Source organism: Proteus sp. TJ1640 (assembly GCF_003144445.1).
GTDB classification, from domain to species: domain Bacteria; phylum Pseudomonadota; class Gammaproteobacteria; order Enterobacterales; family Enterobacteriaceae; genus Proteus; species Proteus penneri.
This window is the reverse complement of sequence record NZ_PENY01000026.1, coordinates 19,948-32,268: the sequence shown is the minus strand read 5'-3', so window position 1 is coordinate 32,268 and position 12,321 is coordinate 19,948. Positions and strand designations below refer to the sequence as shown.

Below are 12,321 nucleotides of genomic sequence, written 5' to 3'. Positions count from 1 at the left end.
AATTAAACAGCAAAAAGTTATTTTTAAGCATAATAATCTTAATGTTTATTGGTATTTCTTCATTAACCACTCTAAATGTATTTTTACTGAGTGCCAGTCATAATCAGTAATACTATAAACACAGGTATCTCTTTTTTTGACCGCCTATTGTTAGTCGGTGGTTACGTAAAATGCCATCGAGTTTTGCACCTAAGCGTTCAATCGCTCTGCGACTTGATTTGGTTATCGATATTTATAAAGGTTGTTATACCTACAACATGATTATTTAAATAATGGTTAAATTTACGGAAAATTATTAATAATTAAATAGTGAAAAAAAGTATAGGATGATTCTTTCTCAACAGAGAATGACCGCCTCACCACAGGTGAGGTTGCATGATGCGTGCTAATCTATAACTCAGTAATTAAGGTATCACTGTAAATTAAATAGATTGGTAAAAAAATGACAGATTTAATTGAATGGGATGATTTTCTACGTGTAGAAATGAGAGTGGGAACAATTATCAGCGCAAAAATAAATGAGAAAGCTAATAAACCTGCTTATATTATGGAAGTCGATTTGGGTGAATTAGGAATAAAGCGCTCAAGTGCTCAAATTACGGTAAATTACACTCCTGAAGAGCTTGTGGGACGTCGTGTTTTGTGTGTATGTAATTTCCCTGTTAAACGCATTGCAGGTATAAAATCTGAAGTCTTAATTACAGGGGCACCAGATGAAACGGGAGCAATTGTATTGGCTGAGTTTAATTTGCCTTTACCAAATGGTTCACGTCTAGCATAAATAAGTATCTTTATCTGGCACTCTTAAATAGTGATGTTCTGCTGAGTTTTGATATAGTAATTATTCAATAGTAGGATGGATATAAAGGAGTGTCTTTTGTTATTACCTCAATTGCATTTGCGCTGTTATACACAAGAGACGGTATCTCATCATCATGATAATTTATGGCAGATTATTTTCGGGCTTTCAGGTTCAATGGAAGTTAATTTTAATCGAGAAAATTTTCTGATTTCTAATCAAAACTGTTTGGTTATCCCCCCAACGATTCATCATGCCTTTTCAGGCAATATAGATAATAAAAATCTTATCCTAGAACTTCCTGCAACTTCGCAATGGCAATTAAGTGAGAAAGGTGGACAATTTGCGTTATCACCAGCTGCCATTAGTTTATTAGAGTGGATACATCAATATCCTCAACTTCCAGATCAATATTCAACCATAACACGGCTTTTACTTGCCCAAATGAAAATACAAAAAGGTTGGCGCGATAGTTTGGATGCTTGGTTAGCGAATAAATTACATACACCATTAACAACACATGATATCGCTTTCGCTTTTAATACATCAGCGAGTACACTACAACGAAAAATGAAAGCAGAGGTGGGGGTGTCTGTGATGCAATATGTTACTCAACAGCGGCTTAGTAAAGCCGCTGAATTATTAAAATACACACCACTAAATATTGAAAATATTGCTTTAGCCGTAGGATATGACTCGCATTCTGCATTTAGTCAGGCATTTCGCCAATACTTTAATAAAAGTCCTACTGAGTATCGACAGGATTAAGCGATTATCCCACTTTATTTCCTACTGAATAAATCCGTGGACATAATTTATCGAAGGCAAGCGTGAATAAATAAGTATAGATAAAGAAGAAGATTAATATAGTTATTTCCATACTTATTGCTTTGATAAAACCTACATTATACCACCACATATAAAGTGGAATGGTAAAGAAAAATAAACCTAATTCAAAACTTATTGCATGGATTAGTCGTACTATGACAGTCCGTTTTTTTATTGTTAATTTTAACTCAATTAATTCAAAGAAAGAATTAAAAATATAATTCCAAATCAAAGCAATAACAGAAACCGCAATTGCAACAGGGAGTGAATTATGTGATTGACTTTGGCTTAATATGGTCAGTAAAACAGTGCTTAATAAAATCGCGAGAGTTTCAAAAGTAATAGCATAAACTAATTTACGAGGGCGGGGTTTTAGATAAAACATGCATATACCTTTTATAATAAAAATCTGGACCGCCCCAGAATAAGTTTTTTTAAAGCCGCGGTTTCCGCTTATTTATTATAGTAGACAAATTAAATAAAAATTTCTATCTCTCTGTGTATTAAAAATAAACGTTAAAATTACCTATGAGATAAAGCTATAAATCTTTGCTGTCTGTGATAAAATTCCCCCCGAGTTACGATAAGGCTCAGCGATATTATAGATATTTACTTGATAAGTAAGTGTTCATCTCTATGTGCAAACCTCGCGAGGTAAAGTGAGAAAATTGTCGTAACGTACTGAATACATACGAAATAAAAAGCTTACAAGTGATCTTGCGTATAAGCCAACAAAGTTATTCCAACCAATTTCAATCTGTTTCAAAAATCCAACCCAACACTATATAGATATTGAGTTTCCCTTTCTCGTATGTTTCACTCTGTTTCATTCGGTTTAAGTTCGTGCCATGAAATTTGTGTACATACCTGTGTACACAGTTAAAGGGATGTACACATGCTAACAGATGCGAAACTAAGAAAGCTTCATAACGTTCCAATAGAAAAACGTATTGAGATAGCTGATGCTCAGGGATTATCTATTCGAGTAACACCAAAGGGTATGATTATCTTCCAATTCAGATATCGCTTTAATGGGCGACCTAGAAGAATGACGCTTGGCGAGTATGGAACCATATCTCTTAAGGATGCTAGGAATTTAGCTCAAGAGGCTAGGAATATATTATTGGAAGGCAAAGATCCAATTATTGCCAAAGAAATGGAAATAGCTGATGAGGGTAAAAAGCTATCAGTAAACGAGTGTATAAATGAATGGTTAAAAAGCCCTCACGCGCAGAAGTTAGTAAAACATGATTTCTGGAAGAGGGCGTTACATCGTCACGTATCCACTGGTGTTGGCAAAATGATTGCTGAAGATATGGTTATAGCTCATTGGCAGCCTGTTTTTAAGAAAATGAGAGATAACGGGTCGCCAACAATGGCAACCGAGATCCTTTCAAAAATGAAGCAGATATTTTCATACTGTATTCGCTCTGGAAAGCTGTCTGTTAATCCACTTTCTGAATTAAGAGCTGATGATGTGGGGATGAAACCAAGGGCAGGAAGGAGATATTTTAGTGATAAAGAGATTGGTATGTTTTGGCGGGCTGTCGATAACACCAATATGACTAAGCAGAGTAAGCTATTTATTAAGTTGGTTTTATTAACAGGATGTAGAGGCGCTGAACTTAGACTTGCTAAAAAATCAGAATTTGATTTAAAAAATAATATATGGGCAGTTCCTGATCAGAACTCTAAAACAAGGGATGGGTTTAGAAGAGGGTTGTCTGATGAGGCTGTTTCTTTATTAAATGAAGCTTTTTCATTATACCCAAACTTTAAACAAGTCTTTCCTCCTGCAAACCTGAAAGAGGATAGGCCGATGGCGGCTAGTGTATTATTAAGTATGGCTATTCAGGTTGGTGATGTAATGAAGATTACTGATTGGAGTATGCACGATCTTCGCAGAACCGCAAAGACAAAAATGAGTGAGCTTGGTGTTCCTCCTCACGTCTCTGAAAAAGTGTTAGGCCATAAACTTGGTGGAGTCCTTTCTGTTTATGACCAACACGAATATATAAAAGAGCAAATAGATGCAGTAAATAGCTTGGCGACTCACATATTATCCTGCACTGAATAACCTTTGCTTTTGAAAAATTCAATAACTTCATTGTATTTATATAATGCGCCTCCATTAATAGGGGCGTAATTACTATCAGGCTCAGGAAATGGCGTTCCTTGAGCGATCCATTCTTGTCTTTTTCTCCAGAATGTTGTGCGAGATATTCCACCTAGCATCCCTTGAATCTTACTTCTACAAATTAAAAATTTTGGAATATTGTCATCCATCTTTCTCTTCCTTTTGTAATTTCCGCAGGTAATACGATAGGACCATCTTGTCCTGATAGTTCATGTGATTTAGAGGCTTAAACTTTGATGTGTATTTGTCGAGGATCTGGGTGGTTAGCTTGTCGTTTGGTATTCCGTGGCTTCTTAGTTCAATTAAGCATTCCTTTGCTATTTTCCTTCGAGCGTTTTCCATTGCTTGTGCATTCATAGTCTTTGCCTTTTATTACGCAAAGTGACCATATATGATTTACGACAGTTTTCTATTTCCACAGGATAGATATTCTTTCCTATCTTTATTTTGTGGCTAACGATTATTCCAATTCGATTATATTTCTTTTTATGGGCTTACAGCGCCTCATTAATAGCAATCCTTTCTGTGGGTGTGACTTCACTGCGAATTATTAATCTCATAATTCACCTATACTATTTTCCATTCATTTAATATTCTATTGCCGATATTAATTAACTCGTCCCTATCGACAGTATTAATTATCTTTCGTGGTTTGATATATGGTCGCCATATTAAAAGCATTGAGCCTTTATTATTACCATTAACTGGTTTGTTTGTTCCTGCATTAATAAATGATATTCTTCCTCCTGTAATTAGCCTCACTTCATCAACTGTTTCTAATGCGGAATTAAACCAACCGACAGAAGTATCAGCAGGAATTAACATCACAACAGGCTGTAATTGCTTTTTACATTGCTCGGCGGCTTTATTAATCCAAGGCTGAATATCTGAATAGGGAGGATTAATCCAAATAGCCCCGTAACTTTCCCAGTCGCAATTTAACGAGTCGTCCTTTTCGGTGAGGTAACGAGAACAGAGAGCATTATTTTTATCTGCGGAGGCATCTAAATAGAAGCCGAATTCAGCGTCCAATGCTGCAAATAAAGGCAGGGGAGTTTGCCATCTATCACGCAATTCCTTTGGTGTATGGCTACCTCCGTAGTTAGCCTTCATTCTCCGCATCCTTCATTAATAGAAATAATTCCATAGCTTTGCGATAAAAATTGGCATTATAATTTTCCAATCCACTCCATACGCTTAGTTCTGGATATTTTACACAGCTAACATCCCACGCTATTCCGTCATAAGTTATAGATATGAAATTATCTTTAATAATCGGCATTGCGTCGGCTGAGTTGTTGCATGGGTCGAATACTTGATATTTACCTTTGATATTATAAGTAATAACGCCGTTAGGTAAGAATCTAAAATATTTATGCTTTATTCTTGCTTTGTTAAATACAGCTTTATTAATATCAAAGTCTGATAGTTCGGTGTATTTATTCACTTTCTAATATCTCCTCTATCATGAGCTTAATATTAACTAAGTCCTGCTTTGTTATTGGTATATCCCACGATGGAGATTTTAAATTAAATTTATCTTTTATTGTCGGCTCAATTTCAAAACCTTCTTCCTCGTATCCTTGTAAGTTCACACTATATTTATCTTTCATTCCACACCTCGCCACAAATAATAGTTAAATCTCTCACTGACATTAAATATTCAGCACGTTTATTGCATTCCGATTGCGTGTATATATCTTCCGTTACAGGCACAGCAGAACCCTGTATTAGCATGAGTAATACATATCCGATTATTTGCATGGTTATTTACTTTTATATGCGTGGGCCACTTTGAATTTAGAATTTAAGTTATCAGCTCTTTTTTCTGCATCTGAATATGAAATAAATCCTTTCTCAATCAAATTTCCATTTAATAAAATAACTGGTTTTCCGTTAATTAGTTCGGCTTTGTATTTATCCATCACTCCGCCTTTTTAGTTCTTCAATGCCTAACCCTGTTAATTGCCATCCGTCCTTTGGGTGAAGCTTAATAAGCCCTTTATTCTCCAACGAGAAAATTGACATACTATTGCATAACTGACTATATCCATTATTTATATTTTTTAATGTGCTAATTTGACGTTCTGTTAATTTCATCACTCCACCTTAGCCTTCTGTCTTCACATACCAATCAACAAGATTATCAAGTGCAGTATTGATATGTTCCGATTGCTCTTCTTCGGTTAATTTATCCCATTCATCCTCAGTAATACCCAGACCACACTCAGAGTCAGAGCCAACCTTGTTTGTCCTTGCAACTAAAACCATCTGCTTATTCATATTCATTCCTCTTCATTGCATCCCTGCGAGTTAAATTATCCTGCGAACTTTGGTAGCTTCCTGCCAACCAGTTCCTCTGCATCCTTCATAAAGTCGGTGGCTTGCTCTTCCATTCCAACGCCGAAATCATATTTATGAACCGCTTTAGCCATTAAGAAAGCGCCAGCAAAAAGAACTTCTTTCAACCTCTTATTTTCTTCTTGTAACTGTTCAATAGTCATATCTATCTCCTGTTTGCATCCTTGCACTGAGTCCGTGGGTTGAATTACATGATTAACACGCCATTCCTTAGCGTGATGTCGTCTGGTGTAACACCTAATGTTTTTGCTACCTCGTGCTTGAGAGATATGTATTTCAGCATGAAATTAGGGTCGTTGATTTCTTCCGTGCTCACTTCTTTACCAATAAAACTAAATCGCCCACTAAAACACGATCCGTGTTGCGTGTAATCGTCATTGAGTAAATCGTCGACTGCATCTTCATCAATAGTTACCTTTTCCATATCAGTGCCAACAATCAACTTTGGCTCGTAATTAATACTCATGGTTATATCCTTTGGTTAAATTACATAAATAGCGTGGCGTGGGTAGGGGAGTCCGATAGGAGCGAAAGGTATAGGGTTATCCCAATCTTGAGGTGGCTCATTTTGTGGTGCTTGATTACTCGATGCTTGTTTTGGTGCTTGCGGTTGCTGTGGCTGAACCCAACCTTGATTTTGCTGTGGATTCTGGCTTCCTGCCTGATTACCACTGTTACCGCCTAGCATATGCATTGTTCCACCAATATTGACCACTACTTCCGTTGTGTATCGGTCTTGCCCGCTTTGGTCTTGCCATTTTCTGGTTTGCAGAGAACCTTCTATGTATATCTGACTTCCTTTTCTCAGATATTCACCTGCAATTTCTGCTAATTTCCCGAAGATGCATACTCGATGCCACTCAGTTTTCTCCTTCATCTCACCGGTTTGTTTATCACGCCACGATTCCGATGTAGCTAGTGTAAGATTTGCTACTGCGCCACCACTCGGCATATAACGGATTTCAGGGTCTTGCCCCAAGTGACCAATAAGAATCACCTTATTCACGCCTTTACTTGCCATATACACTCCATTGATTGCCAAATTGAATGCCTAACTTGTTTAATCCCTGATCCATTACTTCGATGAACTCAGGCACTAACTCATCGAATTCTTTCATCATTTTTTCATCACGCTCAACAGGGAAATATGCGATTTCTTTCCCTGCCGGCATGCGTGGGTCAAAATTTGCAAAGTGCCAGATATCCTTACCTGTAACCCACATGGAATATTGAACTTGAGCCACATATTCCTTTTTCATTGCATCGATTCCATTCAATGCTAAGTCTATAAATACGTCCGTGTTATTAGGGCATTTAAGCTCTAATCCAGAGCCATCACTGCAAATGCCGTCTGGTGAGCAAGCTATCCGTAGTTGCTCATCTTTAAATATTATTGGCACTTCCTTTGCCGTTAATCCGGTGTAAAACTCGAATGTCATCCTTGCTTCTAATTCGTAGCTTTTACCCCATTCCAGCGTCCTTGCTGATACTTCCTTGTAAACTCCTGTACAGACTTCACCAATAAGTGTGTTTAAATATGTTTTCTTTGTGTCTGTCCATTTTTTCCCTGACTTTGGCTTAGAGATAACCTTCCATGCCTCAGAGGCAGTTACTACGCCGAGCCTTGCTTGTAACCAGATATCGCTACCTTGTTCAATGTTGGATATTGGTCCAAATATATCCTCGAACGCACTTTCCCATGGTCTACTCATATTTTGGAACCTTCCTAAAGCCATTTCTTGGTGGTACTTTTTTGCCTCTATTTATATATCCGTTACACCATTTATAAATAGTTGCTGGCTTCACCTTGAAATGATTGGATGCTGAATAGCAGCTATCGAACACCAAATCGCCAATATGCCAGTAAAATGAGTTAGACCTATTCATTGCTTGCTCTGATACGGTAGCCCATCTGCAATTTTCTTTAGAGTAAGGGCCATTGTTATCTATTCGGTCTAGTTGGTGATTTCTTGATGGTGGGTTACCCATGTCATTAAAAAAAGCTTTGAAATCAAGCCATTCTTTGCTTATTCCTCTGGCATGGTATTTTTTATAGTCTTTATTATTTTTGTTTGTGCATCTGTTTTTCATTCCTACCCATATTTTGTATATCCTCGTATTTCTATATCCATGGGTTTTGTTTCTTCCGACTAAGCATCCGCAGCTCTTAATTCCAGATGACTTTAGTGAGTTAGCCGCTCTTAAGCAGGTGTTTCCGCACTTACATGAGCAAATGTAAACCCGCCTGCCATCTTTCATATGGGAGAATTTACACACTGTTAGGAGTCCAAATATTTCTCCTTCTTGTAATTGCTTTGCATACATAGAGTCACCTTTATTTGCTTAGAATGATGTCATTACTAATCATTTTCCTTCTGCCTTTTTCCTTAGCATGTCGATAATGGTATTGGCTTCAAATGCGGTTAATTGCTCTGGATGGGATATTTGATGGTTGAATTTTTTACTAATGAATGTGAAGAATGCGTCACTCCATTCGCCGTTAACCTTAAGCATCAAGTCCGTGATAGCTTTTAGTTGATCCTCGCTTGCTGGCGTTATGTCCTTTGCTTTATTTGCTGGTACATCAAAATCATTACCTTCACCTGCCTCGGTGTTCACATAATCAATGGCTTGATCTAACCTTTCACGACGAGGCCAGTATTTGCTCGCTCTTTTCACAATTGTTTTACGAGCCATCTCATCCCACCATGTTTTCCATGGGCCATTTCTTGACTTGCTCGTAGCCTCAACAGCCTTTATCTCATCCAATCTCATCTCTTCCGTGAGATAGTCGCCACTTGCTGTTTTTACTGTGCAATAACCACCAATAACACTACCTCTGTCACTGAATGCGTTATATTTGTGTGTTGGCGGGGTGTCTAGGCCATTGGATTCATAAACGTCATTTTCATGGACTAATTTGCATTGACCCCATTCGATAGCTTGAGTGGCCTGAGCTAGGTGCATGAGACCCATATAGCTGATATCAAGGCAAACAGAACCCTTTCTTGGCACTAAATACGCCAACTTACTTGCTGGATTTAATGTAATCCCAATAGCCGCCACGTTAATAATGGCATTCTGAGCACTGGCGGGGTTTTCCATAGTCACTCTTGCTAGCTCGTCATTTCGTTGGAATGCCTGAATTGCAAACTGGCTTTCCTTAGCCCATGTGATCGTTTGATCTGTTAGTGCGTTACAAAATAATGACTCTTGTTGTTGCACAAACTCAATAATTGACGTGCTCACAATATCTCCTTATCTATCCCGATCTGAATGGCTGTTTTAATTCCATCTAAAACGGCATCCAGTGCCTGAGGGCTAATTTCAAATACTGGATTTAACTTCCTTGCTAAATCCATGCACAATAGTTCTTCTGGTAGGTTATCCATAATCTCATCAACTGATATTTTCGCTTCCTGAGAATTAACAAACGCTTCTCGTTCCATTTGGCGTTCGTACCAGTCGTTTCTGAGTCCGTAGGTGTTGGTAATCATTCAACCCCCTTAATAAACAACATCCAATGCGTTTTATCGCTCTTGCCAACGCGCTGGACTATTGTTGGTTTTTGGTCGGTTAGCGCTAAAACTTGCTTTGTGGTTATTTGTGTTTCATTCCACTTGAAAGCCAATGTTCCGTTTGGCTTAAGCACTCTAAATGCTTCACTAAACCCTTTACTTAAATCGTCTTTCCATGATTCTTTATTTAATCGCCCGTACTTTTTAAACATCCATCCGTTGTGGCCAACTCTTATTAAATGAGGCGGGTCGAATATAACTTGATAAAACGAGCCGTCAGGGAAGGGGAGGTTTTTAAAATCAGCGATAATGTCGGGTGTAATATTTAGCTTCCTGCCATCACATAAAATATGTTTCTCTACGCGGATATCACTGTAGATTGCTCGATTATCTTTCTTGTCAAACCAGAACATGCGACTACCACAGCACATATCCAAGATGGGGCTCATGACTACCTCCTTACGTGAATGCATACTCTCCACGCGTATTAACCTGACGTAAAATTCGATTTGTCTTTTCGCATTGCTGTTTAAATTTCCAATCATCAAACAATAATTCGACTTGTTGCTCAGTCATTTCAGACTCGCGAAGTAGGGTGAATATCTGTTGCTTTGCGTGTTTATGCTTTGCGTTCATGTTGTATTCCATATGCTGTTTTTAATGTTTCGTTTGCTTTGCGCCATCCATTCTCATCCTTGAGAAAGCGTGCAATCCCAGCTTGCGATTGAGCTAAACAAAGTTTGTATTTATCAATATTCATGCTTACCTCTGGATGTGCGAAACCTACGCTAATCTTGCGATAGCGATTATTGTTTAGTTTCTCTGGTGTTGGTGCGATGGGTTACTTTGAGATATTACTTAGAGATAGTAATCTGTTATTTACTTCTTTAACTAACTGAATATGCTCACTTACATCAAGATCACAACCGTCACAGTATTGTTCGAACTCGCGGTCTGTAACCTTCCCGCTTCCACTGCAAATTTCACACGAGCCTCCATTCTCTACTTTATGGAATTCATCGTGACCACAGCATGGGCAACCAATTCGACCAATATCATGAAATGTTAACGCTTGTATTAACCCATGATCTGGATTAGTACATGTTTCCTTACCATCCCCACAGCATTCAGGGCATATCATGATTAACTCCTTATGTGCGTATTCCTCACTATTAATAGCGATATGAATGATTAAGTGGTGGGTTACTGCTTGCTATTTAATGCGCTTAACTTGTTGGCGGGCAAACTTCTTTGTGTGACCTTTAGCAATTAGGCGTTTAACTTGATAATCACGATTGAGTTTTTTAGCCTCTTTCGTATTATCAGGCTTAACTCCTCTGTTATATTTTTCGTTCATATCACCCCCTAGCCTTTAACATTGCATCAGCTGGGATGAAGCAAAAGGCAAGAACCCTAACTTAACTCAGTTAGGCACGGCTGGTAACTGGAAGAAGCATTTCACTAGCGACAAATTAACTGCTGGCGTCATGATTAAGCTAACTGCTGAAGAGGGAAAGTAACCCTGTCAGTGGATAAGGCGTCCGCTATCGCTGACAGTACAGATACAGTAACGTTCACTCTTAATTACACTAAAGATGGCTCGCCAGTTGAAGGGGCTACTGTTAATTGGTCTACAACAGGTGGTAAATTAAGCGTTACTTCATCCAAGACGGGCAAGGCTGGTGGTGCGACAGTGAAATTAACTTCTGACGCTCAAGGTGAATTTATTGTCACCGCCACTGTTGATGGTATTGTGCAAAATACTAATGCAATTATATTCACAGAAAAAACTTCTCCAGACGAGTAATTTAAGGGGCTTTGTGCCCCTCTTTTTTTGAGGTGAGCATGATTGATCCTGATAAAAACTCTCTAACATTTAATAGTTACGCCAGTGTTGATGATTTGAAAAAATACGCTGAGGATAGAAATATCACTTTAGCAGATGGCGGGTTAGAGCCATTACTAATAATGGCAATGGACTATCTCGAGTCTCAGAAATGGTTAGGGAAACGGACTAATGTAAGTCAGCCTTTATCTTTCCCTCGTTCAGGGTTATCTCGTGATGGCGTAGCTATCCCAAGCGATCAGATACCAAAGCAATTAATCCAATCTCAATGCCGTTTAGCAATTGAATCAGTCGAAAATGAACTACAACCCACACTTGGTGCTGAAATCACCTCTGAGCGAATTGAAGGCGCTCTTACTGTGCAATATGCCGAAGGCACCAATACCGGCGCACCTAATTTTCCTTGGTTAAAAGGTTTATTGTCTGGCTTGATTGATGTCTCAGATGGATTTGCCATTAATACATTTGCAATGAGGTAGTGATGAATATTTATCAGCGAGGACAGAGTACAGCGCTACGGATGCTGAAAAAATATGGCATTTCCTATCAGGCTAAACGAGATGGCAAACACTGGGTTGATGATGAGGGGCAAGAGCGATTTGAGCCAGAAACGTTATTTTCTACTATCGGAGTAAAGACGAAATATAAACCTCACGAAATCGATGGCACACTTATTCTCTCCACGGATATTAAAATGATACTTCCTCCAGGCATTGATATTCATAAAGGGGATAAGGTGCTTGTTGATGGCGTTTGGTTGCGTGTTCACGAACCCAATCCTGTTAAACCTGCTGATATTGTTATTTGCTATCAGTCTCAATTGAGGGCGTGA

At 38.4% G+C, this 12,321-nt stretch carries 25 protein-coding genes and 2 pseudogenes; 7 read left to right on the top strand and 20 right to left on the bottom strand.

Annotation, left to right across the window (positions count from 1 at the left end; genetic code table 11):
• Positions 1-45: 45 nt before the first annotated feature.
• Positions 46-220 (bottom strand): annotated as a pseudogene (locus DK861_RS18480) (GNAT family protein); the annotation flags it as partial.
• Positions 221-442: 222 nt separating this feature from the next.
• Here DK861_RS18480 and DK861_RS12075 point away from each other — a divergent pair.
• Positions 443-781 (top strand): tRNA-binding protein, encoded by a 339-nt coding sequence (locus DK861_RS12075; protein ID WP_006537121.1) that lies wholly within the window; start codon positions 443-445, stop codon positions 779-781.
• Between the two features lie 96 nt (positions 782-877).
• On the top strand, positions 878-1,567 hold the full coding sequence (locus tag DK861_RS12070; protein WP_072062585.1) for an AraC family transcriptional regulator: 690 nt from the start codon (positions 878-880) through the stop codon (positions 1,565-1,567).
• 4 nt (positions 1,568-1,571) lie between these two features.
• Here DK861_RS12070 and DK861_RS12065 read toward each other — a convergent pair whose 3' ends face one another.
• The gene (locus tag DK861_RS12065; protein ID WP_006537118.1) at positions 1,572-2,012 is read right to left on the bottom strand and encodes a PACE efflux transporter; all 441 of its coding nucleotides are present in this window, start codon (positions 2,010-2,012) and stop codon (positions 1,572-1,574) included.
• Positions 2,013-2,522: 510 nt separating this feature from the next.
• Here DK861_RS12065 and DK861_RS12060 point away from each other — a divergent pair.
• Positions 2,523-3,704: a site-specific integrase gene (locus DK861_RS12060; RefSeq protein WP_109400268.1), complete on the top strand. Its 1,182-nt coding sequence runs from the start codon at positions 2,523-2,525 to the stop codon at positions 3,702-3,704.
• Here the strand turns inward: DK861_RS12060 and DK861_RS12055 are convergent.
• The 18 genes from DK861_RS12055 to DK861_RS18190 form a co-directional block, all read right to left on the bottom strand.
• Positions 3,680-3,913, bottom strand: coding sequence for a hypothetical protein (locus tag DK861_RS12055; RefSeq protein ID WP_109372516.1), 234 nt, complete (start codon positions 3,911-3,913; stop codon positions 3,680-3,682). The genes DK861_RS12060 and DK861_RS12055 overlap by 25 nt on opposite strands.
• 418 nt (positions 3,914-4,331) lie before the next feature.
• A complete protein-coding gene (locus DK861_RS12040; protein WP_109400266.1) occupies positions 4,332-4,877 on the bottom strand; it encodes a phage N-6-adenine-methyltransferase in 546 nt (181 codons plus the stop codon).
• Positions 4,867-5,211, bottom strand: a complete 345-nt coding sequence (locus DK861_RS12035; protein WP_109400265.1) for a phage protein NinX family protein — start codon at positions 5,209-5,211, stop codon at positions 4,867-4,869. Before DK861_RS12035 ends, DK861_RS12040 begins: the two co-directional genes overlap by 11 nt.
• Positions 5,204-5,377: a hypothetical protein gene (locus tag DK861_RS18300; protein ID WP_204101266.1), complete on the bottom strand. Its 174-nt coding sequence runs from the start codon at positions 5,375-5,377 to the stop codon at positions 5,204-5,206. The genes DK861_RS12035 and DK861_RS18300 overlap by 8 nt, the downstream gene beginning before the upstream one ends.
• Before the next feature lie 153 nt (positions 5,378-5,530).
• Complete coding sequence (locus tag DK861_RS18195) at positions 5,531-5,689, bottom strand: hypothetical protein (RefSeq protein WP_162556779.1); 159 nt, start codon at positions 5,687-5,689, stop codon at positions 5,531-5,533.
• Entirely contained in the window at positions 5,682-5,864 is a 183-nt protein-coding gene (locus tag DK861_RS12030) for a hypothetical protein (protein ID WP_109400264.1), read from the bottom strand. The genes DK861_RS18195 and DK861_RS12030 overlap by 8 nt, the downstream gene beginning before the upstream one ends.
• A gap of 9 nt (positions 5,865-5,873) precedes the next feature.
• Complete coding sequence (locus DK861_RS12025) at positions 5,874-6,047, bottom strand: hypothetical protein (RefSeq protein ID WP_239452175.1); 174 nt, start codon at positions 6,045-6,047, stop codon at positions 5,874-5,876.
• A gap of 35 nt (positions 6,048-6,082) precedes the next feature.
• Positions 6,083-6,268 (bottom strand): hypothetical protein, encoded by a 186-nt coding sequence (locus DK861_RS18295; RefSeq protein ID WP_204101265.1) that lies wholly within the window; start codon positions 6,266-6,268, stop codon positions 6,083-6,085.
• A 44-nt stretch (positions 6,269-6,312) separates the two neighbouring features.
• Complete coding sequence (locus DK861_RS12015) at positions 6,313-6,591, bottom strand: hypothetical protein (RefSeq protein ID WP_109400262.1); 279 nt, start codon at positions 6,589-6,591, stop codon at positions 6,313-6,315.
• A gap of 15 nt (positions 6,592-6,606) precedes the next feature.
• The gene (locus DK861_RS12010) at positions 6,607-7,146 is read right to left on the bottom strand and encodes a single-stranded DNA-binding protein (RefSeq protein ID WP_109400261.1); all 540 of its coding nucleotides are present in this window, start codon (positions 7,144-7,146) and stop codon (positions 6,607-6,609) included.
• Positions 7,136-7,837 (bottom strand): lambda exonuclease family protein, encoded by a 702-nt coding sequence (locus tag DK861_RS12005; RefSeq protein ID WP_109400260.1) that lies wholly within the window; start codon positions 7,835-7,837, stop codon positions 7,136-7,138. Before DK861_RS12005 ends, DK861_RS12010 begins: the two co-directional genes overlap by 11 nt.
• Positions 7,830-8,450 carry a hypothetical protein gene (locus DK861_RS12000; RefSeq protein ID WP_109400259.1) on the bottom strand — a complete coding sequence of 207 codons (621 nt, stop codon included), beginning with the start codon at positions 8,448-8,450 and terminating at the stop codon, positions 7,830-7,832. Before DK861_RS12000 ends, DK861_RS12005 begins: the two co-directional genes overlap by 8 nt.
• 39 nt (positions 8,451-8,489) lie before the next feature.
• Positions 8,490-9,374 (bottom strand): RecT family recombinase, encoded by an 885-nt coding sequence (locus tag DK861_RS11995; RefSeq protein ID WP_109400258.1) that lies wholly within the window; start codon positions 9,372-9,374, stop codon positions 8,490-8,492.
• Positions 9,371-9,622: a hypothetical protein gene (locus DK861_RS11990; RefSeq protein ID WP_109400257.1), complete on the bottom strand. Its 252-nt coding sequence runs from the start codon at positions 9,620-9,622 to the stop codon at positions 9,371-9,373. The genes DK861_RS11995 and DK861_RS11990 overlap by 4 nt, the downstream gene beginning before the upstream one ends.
• The gene (locus DK861_RS11985; RefSeq protein ID WP_109400256.1) at positions 9,619-10,092 is read right to left on the bottom strand and encodes a class I SAM-dependent methyltransferase; all 474 of its coding nucleotides are present in this window, start codon (positions 10,090-10,092) and stop codon (positions 9,619-9,621) included. Before DK861_RS11985 ends, DK861_RS11990 begins: the two co-directional genes overlap by 4 nt.
• A 10-nt stretch (positions 10,093-10,102) precedes the next feature.
• Entirely contained in the window at positions 10,103-10,279 is a 177-nt protein-coding gene (locus tag DK861_RS18290) for a hypothetical protein (protein WP_204101264.1), read from the bottom strand.
• Positions 10,263-10,403, bottom strand: coding sequence for a host cell division inhibitory peptide Kil (locus tag DK861_RS11980; RefSeq protein ID WP_109400255.1), 141 nt, complete (start codon positions 10,401-10,403; stop codon positions 10,263-10,265). Before DK861_RS11980 ends, DK861_RS18290 begins: the two co-directional genes overlap by 17 nt.
• Positions 10,404-10,856: 453 nt before the next feature.
• Entirely contained in the window at positions 10,857-11,000 is a 144-nt protein-coding gene (locus DK861_RS18190; RefSeq protein ID WP_161802078.1) for a hypothetical protein, read from the bottom strand.
• A 28-nt stretch (positions 11,001-11,028) separates the two neighbouring features.
• Between DK861_RS18190 and DK861_RS18475 the strand changes: the two are divergent.
• From DK861_RS18475 to DK861_RS11960, 4 genes and pseudogenes are all read left to right on the top strand, one after another.
• Positions 11,029-11,163 (top strand): annotated as a pseudogene (locus DK861_RS18475) (major capsid protein); the annotation flags it as partial.
• A gap of 8 nt (positions 11,164-11,171) precedes the next feature.
• Positions 11,172-11,450, top strand: a complete 279-nt coding sequence (locus DK861_RS11970) for an Ig-like domain-containing protein (RefSeq protein ID WP_109400253.1) — start codon at positions 11,172-11,174, stop codon at positions 11,448-11,450.
• A gap of 38 nt (positions 11,451-11,488) precedes the next feature.
• Positions 11,489-11,968 carry a DnaT-like ssDNA-binding protein gene (locus DK861_RS11965; protein ID WP_109400252.1) on the top strand — a complete coding sequence of 160 codons (480 nt, stop codon included), beginning with the start codon at positions 11,489-11,491 and terminating at the stop codon, positions 11,966-11,968.
• Positions 11,969-11,970: 2 nt separating this feature from the next.
• Complete coding sequence (locus DK861_RS11960) at positions 11,971-12,321, top strand: hypothetical protein (protein WP_109400251.1); 351 nt, start codon at positions 11,971-11,973, stop codon at positions 12,319-12,321.

Excerpts from the sequence above, each read along its gene's own strand:
- DK861_RS11980 (WP_109400255.1), bottom strand. The coding sequence starts at position 10,403 with ATGAATATTGATAAATACAAACTTTGTTTAGCTCAATCGCAAGCTGGG.
- DK861_RS18295 (WP_204101265.1), bottom strand. The coding sequence starts at position 6,268 with ATGACTATTGAACAGTTACAAGAAGAAAATAAGAGGTTGAAAGAAGTT.
- DK861_RS12030 (WP_109400264.1), bottom strand. The coding sequence starts at position 5,864 with ATGAAATTAACAGAACGTCAAATTAGCACATTAAAAAATATAAATAAT.
- DK861_RS11960 (WP_109400251.1), top strand. The coding sequence starts at position 11,971 with ATGAATATTTATCAGCGAGGACAGAGTACAGCGCTACGGATGCTGAAA.
- DK861_RS18290 (WP_204101264.1), bottom strand. The coding sequence starts at position 10,279 with ATGAACGCAAAGCATAAACACGCAAAGCAACAGATATTCACCCTACTT.
- DK861_RS12040 (WP_109400266.1), bottom strand. The coding sequence starts at position 4,877 with ATGAAGGCTAACTACGGAGGTAGCCATACACCAAAGGAATTGCGTGAT.
- DK861_RS12015 (WP_109400262.1), bottom strand. The coding sequence starts at position 6,591 with ATGAGTATTAATTACGAGCCAAAGTTGATTGTTGGCACTGATATGGAA.
- DK861_RS12075 (WP_006537121.1), top strand. The coding sequence starts at position 443 with ATGACAGATTTAATTGAATGGGATGATTTTCTACGTGTAGAAATGAGA.
- DK861_RS12010 (WP_109400261.1), bottom strand. The coding sequence starts at position 7,146 with ATGGCAAGTAAAGGCGTGAATAAGGTGATTCTTATTGGTCACTTGGGG.
- DK861_RS12005 (WP_109400260.1), bottom strand. The coding sequence starts at position 7,837 with ATGAGTAGACCATGGGAAAGTGCGTTCGAGGATATATTTGGACCAATA.
- DK861_RS12065 (WP_006537118.1), bottom strand. The coding sequence starts at position 2,012 with ATGTTTTATCTAAAACCCCGCCCTCGTAAATTAGTTTATGCTATTACT.
- DK861_RS12055 (WP_109372516.1), bottom strand. The coding sequence starts at position 3,913 with ATGGATGACAATATTCCAAAATTTTTAATTTGTAGAAGTAAGATTCAA.
- DK861_RS18190 (WP_161802078.1), bottom strand. The coding sequence starts at position 11,000 with ATGAACGAAAAATATAACAGAGGAGTTAAGCCTGATAATACGAAAGAG.
- DK861_RS18300 (WP_204101266.1), bottom strand. The coding sequence starts at position 5,377 with ATGAAAGATAAATATAGTGTGAACTTACAAGGATACGAGGAAGAAGGT.
- DK861_RS11965 (WP_109400252.1), top strand. The coding sequence starts at position 11,489 with ATGATTGATCCTGATAAAAACTCTCTAACATTTAATAGTTACGCCAGT.
- DK861_RS11990 (WP_109400257.1), bottom strand. The coding sequence starts at position 9,622 with ATGATTACCAACACCTACGGACTCAGAAACGACTGGTACGAACGCCAA.
- DK861_RS12000 (WP_109400259.1), bottom strand. The coding sequence starts at position 8,450 with ATGTATGCAAAGCAATTACAAGAAGGAGAAATATTTGGACTCCTAACA.
- DK861_RS12060 (WP_109400268.1), top strand. The coding sequence starts at position 2,523 with ATGCTAACAGATGCGAAACTAAGAAAGCTTCATAACGTTCCAATAGAA.
- DK861_RS11985 (WP_109400256.1), bottom strand. The coding sequence starts at position 10,092 with ATGAGCCCCATCTTGGATATGTGCTGTGGTAGTCGCATGTTCTGGTTT.
- DK861_RS18195 (WP_162556779.1), bottom strand. The coding sequence starts at position 5,689 with ATGGATAAATACAAAGCCGAACTAATTAACGGAAAACCAGTTATTTTA.
- DK861_RS12025 (WP_239452175.1), bottom strand. The coding sequence starts at position 6,047 with ATGAATAAGCAGATGGTTTTAGTTGCAAGGACAAACAAGGTTGGCTCT.